The organism is Fimbriimonadaceae bacterium (genome assembly GCA_019638775.1).
GTDB lineage: Bacteria > Armatimonadota > Fimbriimonadia > Fimbriimonadales > Fimbriimonadaceae > JAHBTD01.
The window spans coordinates 237,761-253,613 of the sequence record JAHBTD010000003.1; the positions used below are offsets into that span (position 1 = coordinate 237,761).

Annotated in this window: 14 protein-coding genes; 13 read left to right on the plus strand and 1 reads right to left on the minus strand. The window is 54.5% G+C overall.

The genetic code is table 11. The features are described from left to right. The first annotated feature begins 65 nt into the window (after positions 1-65). The 13 genes from ccsA to KF784_12810 all read left to right on the plus strand — a co-directional run bounded on the left by ccsA (position 66) and on the right by KF784_12810 (position 14,952). A complete protein-coding gene (ccsA, locus tag KF784_12750) occupies positions 66-806 on the plus strand; it encodes a cytochrome c biogenesis protein CcsA (protein MBX3119928.1) in 741 nt (246 codons plus the stop codon). 243 nt (positions 807-1,049) lie between these two features. Continuing rightward, the gene (locus tag KF784_12755) at positions 1,050-1,751 is read left to right on the plus strand and encodes a nucleotidyltransferase domain-containing protein (protein MBX3119929.1); all 702 of its coding nucleotides are present in this window, start codon (positions 1,050-1,052) and stop codon (positions 1,749-1,751) included. Next, positions 1,751-2,527 (plus strand): nucleotidyltransferase domain-containing protein, encoded by a 777-nt coding sequence (locus KF784_12760; GenBank protein ID MBX3119930.1) that lies wholly within the window; start codon positions 1,751-1,753, stop codon positions 2,525-2,527. The genes KF784_12755 and KF784_12760 overlap by 1 nt, the downstream gene beginning before the upstream one ends. Before the next feature lie 89 nt (positions 2,528-2,616). Beyond that, positions 2,617-3,996 (plus strand): SLBB domain-containing protein, encoded by a 1,380-nt coding sequence (locus KF784_12765; protein MBX3119931.1) that lies wholly within the window; start codon positions 2,617-2,619, stop codon positions 3,994-3,996. A gap of 3 nt (positions 3,997-3,999) precedes the next feature. Further along, positions 4,000-5,352, plus strand: a complete 1,353-nt coding sequence (locus tag KF784_12770; GenBank protein MBX3119932.1) for a hypothetical protein — start codon at positions 4,000-4,002, stop codon at positions 5,350-5,352. Between the two features lie 3 nt (positions 5,353-5,355). Beyond that, the gene (locus KF784_12775) at positions 5,356-6,858 is read left to right on the plus strand and encodes a hypothetical protein (GenBank protein MBX3119933.1); all 1,503 of its coding nucleotides are present in this window, start codon (positions 5,356-5,358) and stop codon (positions 6,856-6,858) included. Beyond that, a complete protein-coding gene (locus tag KF784_12780) occupies positions 6,855-8,198 on the plus strand; it encodes a hypothetical protein (protein MBX3119934.1) in 1,344 nt (447 codons plus the stop codon). Before KF784_12775 ends, KF784_12780 begins: the two co-directional genes overlap by 4 nt. After that, a complete protein-coding gene (locus KF784_12785) occupies positions 8,198-9,409 on the plus strand; it encodes a glycosyltransferase (GenBank protein ID MBX3119935.1) in 1,212 nt (403 codons plus the stop codon). The genes KF784_12780 and KF784_12785 overlap by 1 nt, the downstream gene beginning before the upstream one ends. Beyond that, positions 9,406-10,569, plus strand: coding sequence for a glycosyltransferase (locus tag KF784_12790; GenBank protein ID MBX3119936.1), 1,164 nt, complete (start codon positions 9,406-9,408; stop codon positions 10,567-10,569). Before KF784_12785 ends, KF784_12790 begins: the two co-directional genes overlap by 4 nt. A gap of 62 nt (positions 10,570-10,631) precedes the next feature. Beyond that, positions 10,632-11,540 carry an SDR family oxidoreductase gene (locus KF784_12795; protein MBX3119937.1) on the plus strand — a complete coding sequence of 303 codons (909 nt, stop codon included), beginning with the start codon at positions 10,632-10,634 and terminating at the stop codon, positions 11,538-11,540. After that, on the plus strand, positions 11,524-12,579 hold the full coding sequence (locus KF784_12800; protein ID MBX3119938.1) for a polysaccharide biosynthesis protein: 1,056 nt from the start codon (positions 11,524-11,526) through the stop codon (positions 12,577-12,579). The genes KF784_12795 and KF784_12800 overlap by 17 nt, the downstream gene beginning before the upstream one ends. Next, complete coding sequence (gene wecB / locus KF784_12805; GenBank protein ID MBX3119939.1) at positions 12,576-13,670, plus strand: UDP-N-acetylglucosamine 2-epimerase (non-hydrolyzing); 1,095 nt, start codon at positions 12,576-12,578, stop codon at positions 13,668-13,670. The genes KF784_12800 and wecB overlap by 4 nt, the downstream gene beginning before the upstream one ends. A 10-nt stretch (positions 13,671-13,680) precedes the next feature. Beyond that, the gene (locus tag KF784_12810) at positions 13,681-14,952 is read left to right on the plus strand and encodes a glycosyltransferase family 4 protein (GenBank protein MBX3119940.1); all 1,272 of its coding nucleotides are present in this window, start codon (positions 13,681-13,683) and stop codon (positions 14,950-14,952) included. Between the two features lie 12 nt (positions 14,953-14,964). Here the strand turns inward: KF784_12810 and KF784_12815 are convergent, their stop codons facing one another. Beyond that, positions 14,965-15,822, minus strand: coding sequence for a DMT family transporter (locus KF784_12815; GenBank protein MBX3119941.1), 858 nt, complete (start codon positions 15,820-15,822; stop codon positions 14,965-14,967). Positions 15,823-15,853: the final 31 nt, after the last annotated feature.

The window sequence follows — 15,853 nt, forward strand, 5'->3', positions numbered from 1 at the left end:
GCGAACTGGGTGGGGGTGAGGCAAATCCGAACCTTCGGACGAGTTAGGAAAGTGGTTCAAGTGCGATGCTGAAGTGGCTTTACTTTTTAGCGGTCTCGGCGATGACGGTGTGGACGTTCTTCGTCCCGCCCGCCGAAGGCTTTCAGCGGCCCGAACTTGCCCGAATCGTCTTCTTCCACCTGCCCTGTGCCATCGGCAGCTCCATCTTCATGACGATGGGCGCGTACTTTGGCATTCGGTACTTGGTGAAGAAAGATATCCATTGGTCGGTCCGCACGGAAGCGGCACTGGAGATGGGTTTGACGCTCGGCTTGCTGACGCTGTTTACCGGGATCATTTTTAGCAAGGTGCAATGGGGAGCATGGTGGAATTGGGACCCGCGACAGACCTCCTATCTCTTCGTGATGCTGATAATTGGAGCGTACTTCGCGATTCGGGCGGCGTTCTCCGACCGCGAGCGTGCGGCAGCGGCGTCTTGCAGTTACGTCGCAGCAGCGACGCTGCCGATGCTCTTCTTCGTTTTTGTGTATGCACGGTTGAAGTCGGTGACGACGCTGCACCCGGACGTCGTCCGGGACAATGGGTTTGATCCCACCTACAAGTACACGTTTTACAGCCTGTTCTTGCTTGTCTTTGTCGGGTGTTTTTGGATGTATCGGCTGCGCGTGAAGGCCGGTTTGATGGAGCTTGATCTGGAGGATTCTTATGGACAATTGGAAACTGATCGCGGCGGTTCCGCCGCTGCTGGTGTGGTTCGGCCTATTTCTGTATCTGCTGAGGATGGATCGGAAAGTCAAGGCGGTTGAGAGAGAGCTGAATCAGAGAAGCTGAGGCCGTGCGTTTCGGGCGTAAACCATCGCCGACGGACGCAATATTTTAGTTGCCCATAGACGCGCCATCTGGAGTCTGTAGGCATAGTTTCTTTCGGTACCGAGCCCCCGGCTTGACATGCAAAGGCGGCAACGACGGAGCGTTGCCCTCCCGGGCTGTCAAGCTCCAGACTGGAAGTCTGGGGGCCATAGTTGTGGATCGTCTAAAATCCCTAACCCATGCCAAAGCAGTGGCCGCAGGATACGATCGAAACCCTTCATAGCCGGATCGTCTACCGATGTGTGATCGGGTCGCACGCTTATGGCCTGGATACCGACGCCAGCGATACCGACATCCGCGGTTGCTTTCTTCCCCCGGCGAGCATGCACTGGTCGCTGGATGGAGTCCCCGAGCAGCTTGAAAACGACGAGCGGCAAGAGTGCTTCTGGGAGTTTGGGAAGTTCGTCAAGCTGGCATTGCAGAACAACCCGAACGTCTTGGAGTGCCTTTTCACCCCACTTTCCGAGCCAATTGGGCCGGTTGGGAAAAGGCTCGTGCAGGCGCGTGACGCTTTCCCATCCAAACTCGCCCACGGTCGGTATCGCGGCTACGTCGAAGACCAGATGCGGCGGCTCGACAACAAGCTCAAAGCGTCGGGCGAAATTAAATGGCGGCATGCGATGCACATGATCCGGTTGCTGATCAGCGGACTCGATCTGATGGAGACGGGAAGGGTCCGGGTCGACGTCAGCGAGCACCGCGACGAGCTGCTGGCGATTAGGGCAGGGCAGGTGTCCTGGGAACTGGTGCTTGCCCGGGCCGATGAACTGAGCAGAAAGCTTGATGAAGCCTACAACACGACCTCGCTACCCGCCCAACCAGACTACGCGCTCGTCAATAACTTGCTGTTACAGGCACGAAGGGAGGCGCTCGATTTCTGATGGAGCATCGCCCGCTGCTGGAACAGATCGTGCGCGAGCACTCGTATCCGCTCATTTTTGCGACTGTGAGCGGCGCGCATCTTTATGGATTCCCATCGGCAGACAGCGACATCGACCTGCGCGGGGCCCACGTCCTGCCCAAGGAGACGATGCTTGGCTTAGAGGTCGGCGATGAGACGGTCGAGGCCTCTTTCGTGCGAGAGGGTGTAGAGATGGACATCGTTTCGCACGATGCCCGCAAGTACTTTGCGATGCTGCTCAAGAGGAACGGGTACGTGCTGGAGCAGGTGCTTTCGCCCTTAGTGATCCATACCACCAAGGCTCATCAGGAGTTGATTCGCCTGGTACCTGGACTGCTTACGAAGCATCACGCGCACCACTATTTGGGCTTTGCGAGGACCGAATGGGGGCTTTTTGAGAAAGAGGTGAAGCCTCGAATCAAGCCCCTGCTTTACATCTATCGGGTGTTGCTTACGGGCATTCACCTCTTGCGGACGGGGGAGGTTGAAGCCAACCTTGCAACGCTAGCGCCTCTGTATGGCTTGGACGATATTCCTGAGCTCATTCAAATGAAAGTTGAAGGCACGGAAAGGGGCTCCGTCGAGGTCGATGTGGAGTTTCACAGACGTCGATATGGCGAGTTCATCGAGAGGCTGGAGAAGGAAAGGGACAGCTCCACGCTTTCTGAATTCCCGGTGGGCCGGGAAGAGCTAAACAAGATCCTTCTTGGTTGTCGATTGGACCCCGAGACGTGGTTAAGCTCGCAAAACTCGTAAAGCCTTGCTCTATTCGATCCGCTAAGAATCCTATCAACATCTTTGCAAAGACCTGAGCATGGTCTAAAAAACCCAGTAAATATACCGAAATGGACATTGGGCAGTTGTGTGCCCGATTGACCATGAACGCGCTCATTCAACTGGTATTCGGCCTTCTTTTAGCATTTCAGCAGACCGGGTCCGCCCCGATCAAGCTCAAAGTTGGCGATACGGTCACGATCGAAGCCCCGTCGGGCTATGGTGGAAGCTTTACGCTCCTCAACGATGGATCGATCTACGGCCGAGGATTTGGAAAAGTCGTTTTGGCGGGCAAGACTTGGGAAGAATCGGAGCAAGCCGTTAAGCAGGCCCTCAAGAGATTCGTCAAACCCGAAGATGTCCATCTTTACATTTCTTCTCAACGGGCCGAGCTTGTCTACCTCGTTGGGCTTGCCGGTGGCAAAGGGCCAGCAGCTTGGCGACCAGACTTAACGCTGCGCCAACTCCTCGCGAATTCGGATGTTGGCGAAAATCTGGACAAGGTTGAGGTTTCCGTCTTCCGAAGTGGCAGCAGTATTTATCAGGCTAACCTCGACAGCGTTCTCAAGGGTCAGGCTTCACAAGACCCGAAGCTCTCACCCGATGACGTGGTCACGATTACACCCATTGAGCACGTTCGGGTGTGGGTGAGTGGGGCAGTGCGGAATCCTGGCGAAGTGAGGATCCCCAAAGGGAGCGACCTTTACCGAGCGCTAACGGCAGCGGGCGGGCTTATCCAGAAGGAAGCTATCGACGACGAAGCAACGATCGTGGTGCGCCGAGGTCCGACGACAAAAGAGTATCCCGCACGAGAAATCGCAAGCCTTTCCCGAGTGAATCTCGAAGCGGGCGACGACATCTCGGTCGTGCTTCCTGAAGCGGTGCGTGTGTCGGTAATGGGCGAAGTTGCCTCTCCAGGAGAGTATTTGCTAACGGGCGGTCCAACCCTTTCTAAGGCGGTTGCCATCGCTGGAGGACCAACGACCAAAGGCACGCTCAGCAGGGTCATGGTCGTCCGGAACGGAGAAATGAGTCAGGTCGACGTCAGCAAGCCGGATGCCATTTACAGTTTGAAAGCGGGTGACCTTGTGGTCATTCCGCGCAACGAGCGTGTTGTCTTTGTGATGGGCGAAGTCAACGAGCCCAAGCGACTCGATCTTGAGGACAATCGCGAGTACCGCGTCACGGATGCCTTGGCTCTTGCCGGTGGTCTGAGAAGTGGTGGAACTTACCGTAGGGTCTATCTGGCAAGGCCTGATAAGAACGGCAAGGTTCAGATCACTCAATTTAACCTCGACGAGTACCTGAAGGACGGCAAACTCGAAAGCAATCCTATCCTTCAGCCAGGTGACAGCCTTCTTTTCGGCCGTCCCAACGGCCTGAGCTTTGCGGCTGCCGGGCAGATCATTTCCAGTTTCATCCTCATCGACAGTCTGGGGAGAGGGCGCTAATCCATGAGCGAACAGTTCTATTCCGACGAGCCAAAGGCGATCTGGGTGGCGATCTGGCACCAGCGCAAAGTCGTTGGCCTCACAATCCTCCTTGCTGTCACAGCGGGATGTGCATACACGTTCTTTGTCCCCCCAAAATGGGAGGCCAAAGCAACCATCGTCTTTCCAGTGCGCAACCCGAGCACCCTCGGCCCATCCGGCATGATGGAGCAGAATTCGCTCGCAGTCAGCTTGGGAACGGGGCCAACACCGCTCAAAGTGTATGAGGGCTTTCTCGACAGCGAAAGAACGCTCCGAAACGTAGCCGAAGGCGTCGGGCTCAAAAAGCGTGCCGTTCGTGAGATGCGGCGACTCACTGACCAAGTAATGGAGAACAGCCTTACTATCTCCGCAGTCAATGAGAATCCTGATCTTGCCAAGCGCGTTGTTCAGCTTCACCTTGACTCGCTAGCCGAGATCAATCACACCATCAACGATCCCTTGGTTGACGATGATCTGAAGGTATTAGCGGACAAAGTAAAGGAGCAGCAAAAAGTCGTCTCAGACATCGAGCAGAAGCTGTTAGCATTCCAAAACGATGCAATGACGGCTCCGAGTGTTTCGGTGACCGGAAGCGGAAAAGAAGCAACCGTTGTTGGCAACCCAGCGCGCTGGCAAGAGCTGCAGCGTCAGCTTGAGATTGAATTGGGACGCGTGTCCAGCAGCATCTCTTCAGCGAACCGAAGCATCATGCGTTCGTCGAACGCCAATCAGTTGCCGTCTAACATCCCTCCTGTTCGAAAGTGGCGTGAGCGGCTTGTGGACTTGGAGTATCAACTCAAGCTTAAAGAGATCGACTATGCCCCTGAAGCCCCGGAAGTGAAGAAGCTTCAAGAGGCTGTGAACACGACACGGGCAGAGATGGAGAAAGAGGTAGCCGCGTATGCCAAATCGGTAAGAAGCGGCATTATCGATCCCACAGCTCCAGAAGCCTCCTTGCCTGCGATGATTACGCAGAAAGTTGGAATCGAAGCACAGCTTGCAGCAGTTAAACGACTTGCCAAGCAGGCTCCTGCAGAATCCATGATCCTTGCGCGATTGACGCGCGATCTGGCGACGCAGAGCACGATTTTGCAGCAGCTTCAAGCACAAACCAAACTCGCCGAAGTTCAGGCTGCTCGCGAGCCAAACCGATGGCAAGTCCTAGATGACACCGAAGTCGATGAGAAGCCAGTAAATAAGAGTTACCTAAAGATGGGCGCCCTCTCGCTTATCCTGGGTACGTTCTTCGGGGTTTTGACCGGGCTAATCCGCGACGCGGCGGTAAGCAAAAAGAAGGTTGCCACTGAGCCACAAGAGCTGAGAGAGGCTGCTTAAACGATGAGTCGTCGGCGAGCCGCACTTGCTACGTTTACGGGCTCGTCACTCAGCACGCTCATCGCTGCTGCCCAGGCCATCTTGCTCTTGCCACTGTGCATCAGCTCGGTTGGCGATAGGCTGTATGGAAGCTGGCTGGCCACCGGTGAACTGCTTCTTTGTCTTTGTGCCTTCGATTTTGGACTTCCGAATCTGCTCATTCAAAGAGGCGGAGCTGCGCATGCCAAGCAGGACGATGCTACCGTAGGACGGTACTTTGCAACTGGCATGATCATGCTTTCAGGGATTGCTGCCGCCCTCGGCATTGGTTTGTACGTTGCTTCGCCTGCAATCTCCCACACTTTTACTCACGGAGACGCAGCAAATTCACAAGCGCTGATCTACGCGCTTCGCCTGGCTGTTGTGGCAACTGTGCTTACCATCTTGAACTATGGATTTCAAGGGCTTTCACGCGCGATACAACAAACTGTCTGGGTGAACGTTGCTTCTGTTGTCGGGTCAATCATCGGTTTCGGCGTGACCTTGGCGATGCTCCTTACAGGGAAAGGGCTGGAAGCCATCGCCTACGGCCTTGTGGTACGCAGTTCAATCGGACTTGCCGGAAGCGTACTGTTTCTGCTCAGATCCAAGTCTACTGTCGTACTAAGGAAATCGCTTCATTGGAGCCCAGAAGTCTGGCGCGATTATGCAAAGCATTCCCCGGCTCTTTTTGCTTCCGGCGTGAGCTACGCACTCATGACGAACAGTCAAGTTGCGATAGCGGTTTTGCTGCTCAAGCCAGAGATAGCCGTTGTTTTTAGCGTGACTCGTCGAGCGGCAGAGTTCGGCAAAGCCTTCCTCGATATGATCGGATACGCGTCCGTTGGCGGGGTCGCTCACCTCACCGCCACGGGCGATGAGTCACGGATTCGCAAGGTTTATCGCGAGCTGAATGCGACGTATTTTGCGGCGGCTATCGCGGTGATGTCGGCCTACATCGCAGGAAATTCGTCGTTTGTGAACGTCTGGATCGGTGACGCGTACTTTGGCGGACTGTTGCTGACGATTCTCATTGGAACCAGAACGATCGCCGTATGCTGGTCATACTTTGAGCTTAGCTTTCTGCGTGCTGCCGGTGAGATAAAGCTGGCGTCAGTTGCCATCATGGTGGAATGCGCCGTTAGATTGGCGCTGATGTTTGGCTTGACGCTGTGGCTGGGCCTGTACGGGCTCCCGTTAGCCGGATTGATTACGGGCGTTGCGAGCGGTTTTTGGGCGCGTCAGCGGCAGCAGGTGAAGCTTGACGAACCAAAGTGGGTTCGGCTCAGATCGTTCGCGGCTCGTACTGCGCCTTTGGTCGCGGCAGCCGCAATTGCTCTCCTGATTCCGTCGGAGAGTTGGCTCGATCTTTTGATCACCGTGGTCGCAGCCGGTGGCATCTCGGTGGCGCTGTCACTTCTCTTCGAGAGCGCTCTTAGCTCGCATGTGCAGACACTGAGGACTCGGCTCATTCGGAGGCCAGCATGAGTCTGGTTTTGCAGACCCGTGTTTTGGCAGGGCCAAAGCCGAGGGCGATTCCCGACATCAGTTGGGGCAAGCGACTCTTCCCGCTTTTCTTACTCCAAGTGCATCTGTGGCTTTCGTTGGCGCTTTACGCCTTCGGACCGTGGCACTGGCCGATGCGGGACCCACAAAAACTGTTTGGATTCGTCATTGCATGTCATGTCGCGCTTGCCGCAGGATACTTCGCGGTGGCGCACTGTCGTCCGCGTGCCCTTTCCATACGATGGCGTGGCACAACGCTCGTATATTGGGGCATCGTAGCCTCCCTTCTCGTCTTGCCAATCACCTGCTATGCGCGAACGGGCCACTGGATGCCCGACCTTGCCAGCGCCATAGCCGACCCCGGAGAGGCGTATCTGCAGGCTCACCTCTATACGGCAAACAGTAGCAACGCCGCCGCTTATGTGCGGGTCTTGCTTAGCCCCTTGCTAGTCATGCTGTTTCCGATGGCAGCATTCTATTGGAATCGGCTGTCTGGGATGATGCGCATCGCCGTCGTTGTTCTGGCGATCTGGGTTGTGCTGTTATCGATTGCTACTGGCCAACGACGCGACATTGCCGACTTGATCGTCACAATCCCGTTTATCTGCATCGCAAGTCATTGGGCAAGGATCACCAGCATTAGCCGAGCTGCACGAACAATCATGGTGACGTTGTTGATCGCACTAATTGGCGCATTCTTAACCTACTTCACCTATTCTCACATCAGTCGAGTGGGCGCTAACACAGCAACTTACGCAGCAAACCCGGCAACGCAGCAACTCCCAGATCGTGACAATCCCATTCTGGGCACTATCCCGGATGATGCCCGACCCGGCTTTTTAGCATTTGCAAACTATCTGACGACGGGTTATTACGGATTGAGTTTAAGCCTCGACCGCGAGCAGAAGCCAATGTACGGGATGGGGCACAGCATGTTTCTCACCCGAAACTACGAGCGATTCACGGGCGACAAGTCGTTCGCGAAGAGGTCTCTTCCAGTCCAAATCTCGGATAAGGACGGCTTTAAATACCCTGTGTATTGGTGCACCGCCTATCCTTACATGATCAATGATCTGGGGACCATAGGCACAGTGCTATTGATGTTTGGAGTGGGTGTTCTTTTTGCCCTCACATGGATAGACACATTGGGCGGGAAGAACCCGTTTGCAATCGTTCTCTTCTGGCTGCTCGCGATCTTTCTGTTCTATCTGCCCGCGACAAACCGGATGCTCCAGGATGGAGAAGGCGTAATCGCTTTTTACGTTTGGCTGGTGCTGTATCTCTACCATCGAATGAGCTACCGACGGAGGGCAGCAGAGTGATGCCAAAAAACAAAGAGCTTTCGATCCTCTATCTGGGAGCGTTCACTCCTGACCGGCCTGAATACAAGAACTCTGCGACAAGCACCGCTGGCAATATCTTCCAGCTCAACTTCTTGGCGGCGTTCAAACCCGCAGGACTTCCAGCCCCCGAAGTGTGCAGCTACAGACCGATGCCCTCATTCCCGAGATCGAAAAAGCTCTTCTATCTTGGCGGGAAGGATATTCTTAGCGACGGCACTCAGGTGCGATTTCTTGCGTTCTTGAACCTGGGAGCGCTGAAGATCATTACGCTCGGACTGTCGTCCTGCCTCCAGGTGATCCGATGGGGATTGCGTAACAGAGCGAGTAAGCGCCGAGTTGTCATTGCCTACAATCTCACCGCGCCACCCGCTTGGCCCATCTTCTGGGCATGCCGTCTCGTAGGGTGTGAATTCGTGCCTTTTATCGGCGACATCTATGTTCCGGGTGAGGTCGTTAAAGACACTTGGCTTCGTCGTCGGGAGTTTGCCGGGCAAAGGCGAATCATCCCGAAAGTCGACGGTCTACTCGTCGCGAACCAAGCGATCATCGAGGACTTCGCCCAAGGTCGGGATGCCCTGCTCATCGAAGGCGGTGTGCCGTCCGCTTTCGTTCAAAGATTTGCCTCTCGTCACAAGCAAGACGAAGATCATTTCAACATCGTCTTTGCCGGTCAATTGAGTGAGTTGAACGGCATTCCGCTGATCATTGAAGCGATGAAACGGCTTCAGGGCGACCGGTACCGGCTCTCAATTGCAGGGGGCGGCGAATATGCGGACGCCGTCAAGAAAGCTGCAGAGGCTGACCCACGCATCACCTACCACGGTCTGATTCCTCATCACGAAGTGTTAGCGCTTTACGCCAAGGCAGATCTACTTCTTAGCCTCCGACGGACTCATTACCAAACTCATCGCTATGTCTTCCCGTCGAAAGTTGTCGAGTGCCTGGCGACGGGTTGTCCCTTGCTCACGACAGATACAGGCCACGCCCGCGAGGAGTTCGGCAGTTTTGTTATCTTGCTTGAGGACGAGACTCCCGAAGCCGTCGCAGACAAGATCGAAGAGATAGCAACTTGGTCGCCGGACAAACGGGCAAAACTCGGGAAAGCCGCGCAAGCATACGTTAAGGCGAACAGGTCGTGGGAGTCCAATGTCAAGAGGCTAAAAGACTATCTCGACCAGGTGGCAGCATGAAGAAAATCAAGATCCTTGCGATGGTCGATTACTACTTGCCTGGATACAAGGGTGGAGGTCCGATCGTCTCCGTCAGCCGAATGGTGAGCGAGTTGCGAAGCGAGTTCGACTTCGTTGTATTTACTCGAGACCGAGATCTTGGCGACGAGGCCCCCTATTCGGATATCGAACCTGGAAAGCTGAATGCGGAAAAGGATTGCCAAGTCTTTTATGCTCGTCCCGATCAGCTCAATCTGCGCACGCTTCGTAAGCTTGTTGCGGAGGTAAACCCAGATGTCATCTACCTCAACAGTTACTTTTCCAAGCTCACAAGGCTTGCGCTGGCATTGCGCAAGCTCGGGCAAGCGAAAGGTATTCGTTATGTGATCGCGCCGAGAGGAGAGTTTTCTCCTGGGGCTCTTCAGCAAAAGGCGTGGAAGAAACGGGCATACATCCGAGCGGCCTCTACCGCAAGACTCCATGACAATCTTCTCTGGCACGTCTCCTCCGAGCTTGAGAAGAAAGAGGCCATTGATGCTCTTGAGAACAGGCTTGATGCTTACATCCTCGCTCCTGACCTGATGCAGGTCACGGTCGATCATGTGAACCATGCTGCAAGACCCCCAAAGCAAGTGGGCAGCGCATGCTTTGCATGGATTTCGCGGATATCTCCCAAAAAGAATCTACTCGGTGCAATCGAGGCTTTGATGAGTTGTTCTGGCGAGGCGAGCTTGACCGTTTATGGACCGATTGAAGACGAAGCGTACTGGCAATCGTGTTGTGAGCGAGCCTCTAAGCTTCCGGATGGCGTCCGCTTTGAGCATAAAGGGGGAATCCCCTCCTCTCGTGTGGTCGAGGAGTTGTCGAAGCACCACTTCTTCTTGTTTCCCACCCTCGGAGAAAACTTTGGTCATGTAATCCCGGAAGCATTGGCGGCAGGCTGCCCAGTCTTAGTAAGCGATCAGACGCCTTGGCAAGACTTGAATCATCATGGCGCCGGTTGGGTTTTGCCGCTTGCACCGAGCAGTGGCTGGCAGGCGGTGGTACAGGAATGTATCGACATGGACGCAGATACATTTGCGTGTCATCAAGATCGCTGCGCAGTTTATCTGGCTCAGCGATTGAAGGAAAGTGATCCGTCCAAAAGCGCGGGCCTGTTCATACAGGCTTTAGCTCCTTAAATCGCAATTTTTGGAGTATGATTTACCTGTAAAAAGTACCTGGAAAATCCAATAACTAAAGTATGGAGCAAGCGCGGCTGGATTCCCGGGTACTTGTCTTAGGCGCGACAGGAATGTTGGGTCATAAGGTTGTACAAACATTAAGCCCCTGCTTCGAGGCTTGGGCGACCTGCCGTAAGCCATATTCAGCTCTTGTCAGCTACGATATCTTCGACCAAGAGAGATTGATCACTGGCCTTGATGCGGCGTCTCTCGACGACGTTGACCGGGTCATAGAAGACGTTCAGCCGCAGTTTGTCATCAATTGCATCGGCATCGTGAAGCAACACCAGCTTGCCAATGACGCAGTAGCCTGCCTGACCGTAAACTCGCTCTTGCCACATCGCGCTGCAAAGGCCTGCGAAAGAGTCGGCGGCAAGTTTATTCACATCAGTACCGACTGCGTTTTTGACGGCAAAGGCGGCAATTACTCCGAATCGGATGTACCAACCGCTGAGGACCTATACGGACGCAGTAAGTGGATGGGTGAGGTCACTGAGGGAACGGCTCTAACTCTACGCACATCGATCATTGGCCCGGAGTTGGATGGATGCTCCGGCCTGCTAGAGTGGTTTCTTTCTGAACATAAAGAGGTGAAAGGGTACACCAACGCTCTCTTCAGCGGCCTTACGACAGTTGAGTTGGCCCGAGTGATAGCCAGATTAATCACTGAGCGCCCAGACCTGAAAGGCTTGTACCAAGTCGCTGGACCCGCGATTAGCAAGTACGACCTTTTACATTTGATCAAAGAAGCTTTTGGTCTTAAGACCATTATTACTCCCGATTCTCAGGTGCAAATCGACCGCACACTGAACGGGGAGAAGTTTGTTGCCGGAGCTGGTTATTCAGCTCCGTCTTGGCGTGAGATGATCCAAGAGATCACCGCGCACATGAAGTTGAAAGAGAGAGAACACTATGTACTTGCAGGATAAGCACGTCCTTGTTACGGGTGGCACGGGATCACTTGGGCAAACTATCGTACGCCGCATGCTGTCAATGGAAACCGGTGCGCCAGCGAGGGTCACGGTTTTTTCGCGTGACGAAGCCAAGCAACACTATTTGCGCCTCGAATACGCAAAGCCTAAGCCTGGGTTAAGTGAGCTCGCGGTTGAGCGGAGTCGCAACGTGCTCAAGTTCTCGATCGGAAACGTTCGCGATTACGACAGCGTTTGCCGAGTTCTGAAGGGTGTCGATATCGTCATCAACGCGGCTGCCTTGAAGCAGGTGCCAAGCTGTGAGCTTTTCCCGTATCAAGCGGTTCAGACAAACATCATCGGCGCACAGCATTTGATCAGCGCTATCCGTGACACCGCTCCGCAGATTGAGAGCGTGATCGGCATCAGCACGGATAAGGCCTGCAAGCCGATCAACGTAATGGGCATGACGAAGGCCTTGATGGAGAGAATGTTCATCGAAGCTAACATTCAGTGCCCTGGCACACGTTTTTCGCTCGTGCGATACGGCAACGTTATCGCGTCCCGAGGATCGGTCGTGCCTTTGTTTGAGGAGCAGATTCGAAACGGCGGTCCGATCACGATCACGACGCCAGATATGACCCGCTTTTTGCTCAGCCTTGAGCAAGCAGTGGACACGGTATTCGCCGCGCTAGTCCATGGAAATGCGGGTGAGACGTTCATTCCCAAGGTTGCTGCTGCACGAATCGTTGACCTTGCTAGGGTGATGATTGAGGATTCTGGGAAAAAAATCAAAACCCTGAATACCGGCATTCGCCCAGGCGAAAAGATCCACGAGATTATGGTCTCTGATGAGGAGCGATATCGCACGGTCGAGCGCGGTAACTACTACGTTATCCAGCCGATGATCGAAGGCATCCCTCATATCACCCTCGATAAGCCGGTTCTTGAGACGGAGTATTCGTCAGAGTTGGTGAATCTGGATGACGATGGAATTCGAAGGTTGATCGCGCCGATCATCGAGCAAAAGCTGTTCAGCGTTCCGGTGGCCGCATGAAAATCGCGACGATCCTTGGCACCCGGCCCGAAATTATTCGGCTGAGCAAGGTCATCGAGCTTCTCGATAAGCATTGCAAGCATACGCTTGTTCACACCGGTCAGAACTACGATCCGAACCTGAGCGAGGTCTTTTTTGAAGAGCTCGGCGTTCGAAAGCCGGATGTTTGGTGGGGCGTTCAAGGTGCTGGATACGGGCAGCAGATTGCCGAAGTAATCAACAATGCAGCCGAATTCTTCACGATTCATCGACCAGACAGGGTCCTGATCTTGGGCGATACGAACAGTGGACTGGCAGCCCTTGTCGCGGCGCGGCTGGGCATTCCCGTGTATCACATGGAGGCAGGCAACCGCTGCTTCGATAACCGTGTGCCGGAAGAGATCAACCGCCGTGTTATCGATCAGTGCAGCACCCTGCTGATGCCCTACACTCATCGAAGCAAGGAGAACCTCCTCGCTGAGGGATTCCCGCTCAATCGCATTTACGTCACGGGCAACCCAATCTTTGAGGTGCTTGAAGCCTACAAATCTCAGATCGACTCCAGCAACATTCTTAAAACCCTAGGCATAGAATCGAAACGTTACTGTGCCGTAACGATGCACAGGGCCGAGAATGTTGACGCGCCCGAGCGATTGAAGAGCTTGCTGGAAGGGCTGGATCGAGTAGCCACCGAGCACAACATGCCTGTGATCGTCAGTCTGCACCCTCGAACTGCCGACAAGGTAAAGAAGAACGATCTTGCTCCCAAGTCGTCGCTCGTGCGATTTGTGACTCCCATGGGCTTTTTTGACTTCGTGAAGTTGGAGAAGGAGGCGCGGTGCGTCCTGACCGACAGCGGCACGGTTCAGGAAGAGGCCGCAATTCTAGGCGTACCGAACGTCGTCATTCGCGACGTGACCGAACGCGCTGAGACGATTGAGGCGGGCTCGGGGATCCTATCGGGCGCGAGACCCGAAGAGATCCTAACCGCTGTAAACTTTGCAATCAGCAATCCGCACGGTTGGACGCCTCCTGCCGAGTACCTCCAGCCAAATGTTTCATCTGTTGTTTCAAGTATTGTTTTGGGTTATCGCTACGCGGCTGCTGCTTAGGGAAGAGTCCATGAAGATCCTGTTTCTTTCTCAGCACTATAAGCCAGAACCGTGCGACACACGCACCTCACAACTCGCGCAGCACCTTGCGGCGCGTGGTCACAAAACCTCTGTGATCACCTCCTTCCCGAACTACCCGCTTGGCAAGACGTATGAGGGTTGGCGTCAACAAATCGTCAAGAAACAGCAAGTCGACGGCGTAAACGTCATTCGTGTGCCGATGTATCCCAGCCACACCAAGTCACCCAAACGCCGGGCATTGAGCTATCTGAGTTTCGGGTTGTCGGCTGCAATCCTGGGTGAAATCTTTACCAAGCGACCCAACCTAATCTGGATTCATCATCCTCCACTTACAACCGGCCTTGCGGGGTACTTCTTGGCCAAAATCAAGGGCGTTCCGTATGTTTACGAGATTCACGATCTCTGGCCCGAAACCCTTGTCAGTACGGGAGTCATCAAGGAAGGTCGCATTACGCGAGCCATCCGAAAGGTTTGCGGCTTTCTCTATAAGCGATCCGCAGCGATCGTCGTAACCTCTGCCGGTATGAAGAGCCACCTAGAGCGGCAAAACGTCGAGCCGGAAAAGATTCATGTCATTCCTCAGTGGGCCGATGAAGCCATTTATCATCCTGTTCCTCGCGACCTGAAGTTTGGCGATGAGCACGGTTTGAATGGCAAATTCAATGTTCTCTTCGCCGGAAATCTGGGCTTAGCCCAAGGGCTGGACACGGTTCTTTGTGCAGCGCGAAGGCTGGAAAGATTTGAGAATCTACAGATTGTCCTGGTCGGGAACGGAGTGGAGGCTGAGCGTCTGAAGCAACGTGTTCAGGACGAGAAGATCACTAATGTTCGGTTTCTGGGACAGCACCCCGCCGAGTCGATGCCACAGTTTTTTGCGTGGGCGGATGCTCTCTTGATTCACCTAAAGGACGATCCGCTCTTTGCGATCACTGTGCCCTCTAAGACTCAGGTTTATGTGGCTTGCGGTCGCCCTATCCTATGCGGTGTAGCCGGAGACGGTGCCGATGTCGTGTCGAAAGCAGCTTGTGGTTTGACCTTTGAGCCGGAAGACGTCGATGCAATGGCGAACGCGATTGCGATGATGATTGAAGCAAGTGACGAGGTCCGTGATCGGTTTGCCAATAAAGCCCGCGAGAGCTACTTGCGCGAGTTTGGGCAGGATGCGCTCGTTGATCGGTATGAGGCTCTGTTCCACGGCATCACCAAGATTCCCCGTGCGGTGGTTGGTGGAGTCGAGTCGGAAGAGCGAACGGCAGCGTGATGGCATTAGCCCTTATTTAGACTCGACAAATCGTGTTCGGCTTAACACAGCAAGCCCAACTCCTCCAAGAGTCAACACCGACGAGATCGCAAGCCTCATCGTTGCCTCCTCATGCAGCGCAACAACCCCCGCGACCGCGGCGAGCACCGGTACGCAAAGCTGAACGACGGCTGCCCGGGTGGGCGTTAGGTTTGGCAGCACCGAATACCAAAGGATATAGCCGATTCCCGAAGTCAACGCTCCGGAAATGATCGCAAGGATAATCCCGTTCGTTGAAAGATGGAGTTGAAAGAAAGCAATACACCAGACAACCGCTATGATTGGGGTTGACCGAATAAAGTTGCCAGCCGTCACCAAGCCCGGCTCCTTCACACCTCGCCCGCGCAGAGAGTAAGCGCCCCAAGCAATTCCAGCCATGGCCATTAAAGCAGCCCCAACTGGAGATGGCGCCTTGAGGCCAGGCATTACCAGATAGACAATGCCACAAAGGGCGATGATCAGTCCGACCCACTCAACCAGTTTCGGCTTGTTTCCTTGGACTATCCCCACGCCAATCATCGTGATTTGGACGCTGATAAAGAGAATGAGCGCTCCTGTGCCTGCGGTAAGGCTGACGTAAGCAAATGAGAAAGCCACGGCGTAGAGAAAGAGCATCGCTCCCGATAGCCAATCCCCTCCGATTTTCATCGGGCGGACGCCCTTTGGGACGATCACGATTAGCCAAAGAGTAAGAGCGCCAGAAGCCAGCCGAAGCGAAGTAAAGCTCGCCGGGTCGATAGAGCTGCTGGCAAGCGCGAGCCTACATAAAACTGAATTCGCGGCAAACGCAATCAAGGTGAGTAGCGTGAGAATAGCTGTCTGGCTCCGCACAAGGTAATGACGCTATGCCGTGCGATAATCG

Excerpts from the sequence above, each read along its gene's own strand:
- ccsA (MBX3119928.1), top strand. The coding sequence starts at position 66 with ATGCTGAAGTGGCTTTACTTTTTAGCGGTCTCGGCGATGACGGTGTGG.
- KF784_12790 (MBX3119936.1), top strand. The coding sequence starts at position 9,406 with ATGAAGAAAATCAAGATCCTTGCGATGGTCGATTACTACTTGCCTGGA.
- KF784_12765 (MBX3119931.1), top strand. The coding sequence starts at position 2,617 with ATGGACATTGGGCAGTTGTGTGCCCGATTGACCATGAACGCGCTCATT.
- KF784_12770 (MBX3119932.1), top strand. The coding sequence starts at position 4,000 with ATGAGCGAACAGTTCTATTCCGACGAGCCAAAGGCGATCTGGGTGGCG.
- KF784_12785 (MBX3119935.1), top strand. The coding sequence starts at position 8,198 with ATGCCAAAAAACAAAGAGCTTTCGATCCTCTATCTGGGAGCGTTCACT.
- KF784_12795 (MBX3119937.1), top strand. The coding sequence starts at position 10,632 with ATGGAGCAAGCGCGGCTGGATTCCCGGGTACTTGTCTTAGGCGCGACA.
- KF784_12800 (MBX3119938.1), top strand. The coding sequence starts at position 11,524 with ATGTACTTGCAGGATAAGCACGTCCTTGTTACGGGTGGCACGGGATCA.
- KF784_12755 (MBX3119929.1), top strand. The coding sequence starts at position 1,050 with ATGCCAAAGCAGTGGCCGCAGGATACGATCGAAACCCTTCATAGCCGG.
- KF784_12780 (MBX3119934.1), top strand. The coding sequence starts at position 6,855 with ATGAGTCTGGTTTTGCAGACCCGTGTTTTGGCAGGGCCAAAGCCGAGG.
- KF784_12775 (MBX3119933.1), top strand. The coding sequence starts at position 5,356 with ATGAGTCGTCGGCGAGCCGCACTTGCTACGTTTACGGGCTCGTCACTC.
- KF784_12760 (MBX3119930.1), top strand. The coding sequence starts at position 1,751 with ATGGAGCATCGCCCGCTGCTGGAACAGATCGTGCGCGAGCACTCGTAT.
- KF784_12810 (MBX3119940.1), top strand. The coding sequence starts at position 13,681 with ATGAAGATCCTGTTTCTTTCTCAGCACTATAAGCCAGAACCGTGCGAC.
- wecB (MBX3119939.1), top strand. The coding sequence starts at position 12,576 with ATGAAAATCGCGACGATCCTTGGCACCCGGCCCGAAATTATTCGGCTG.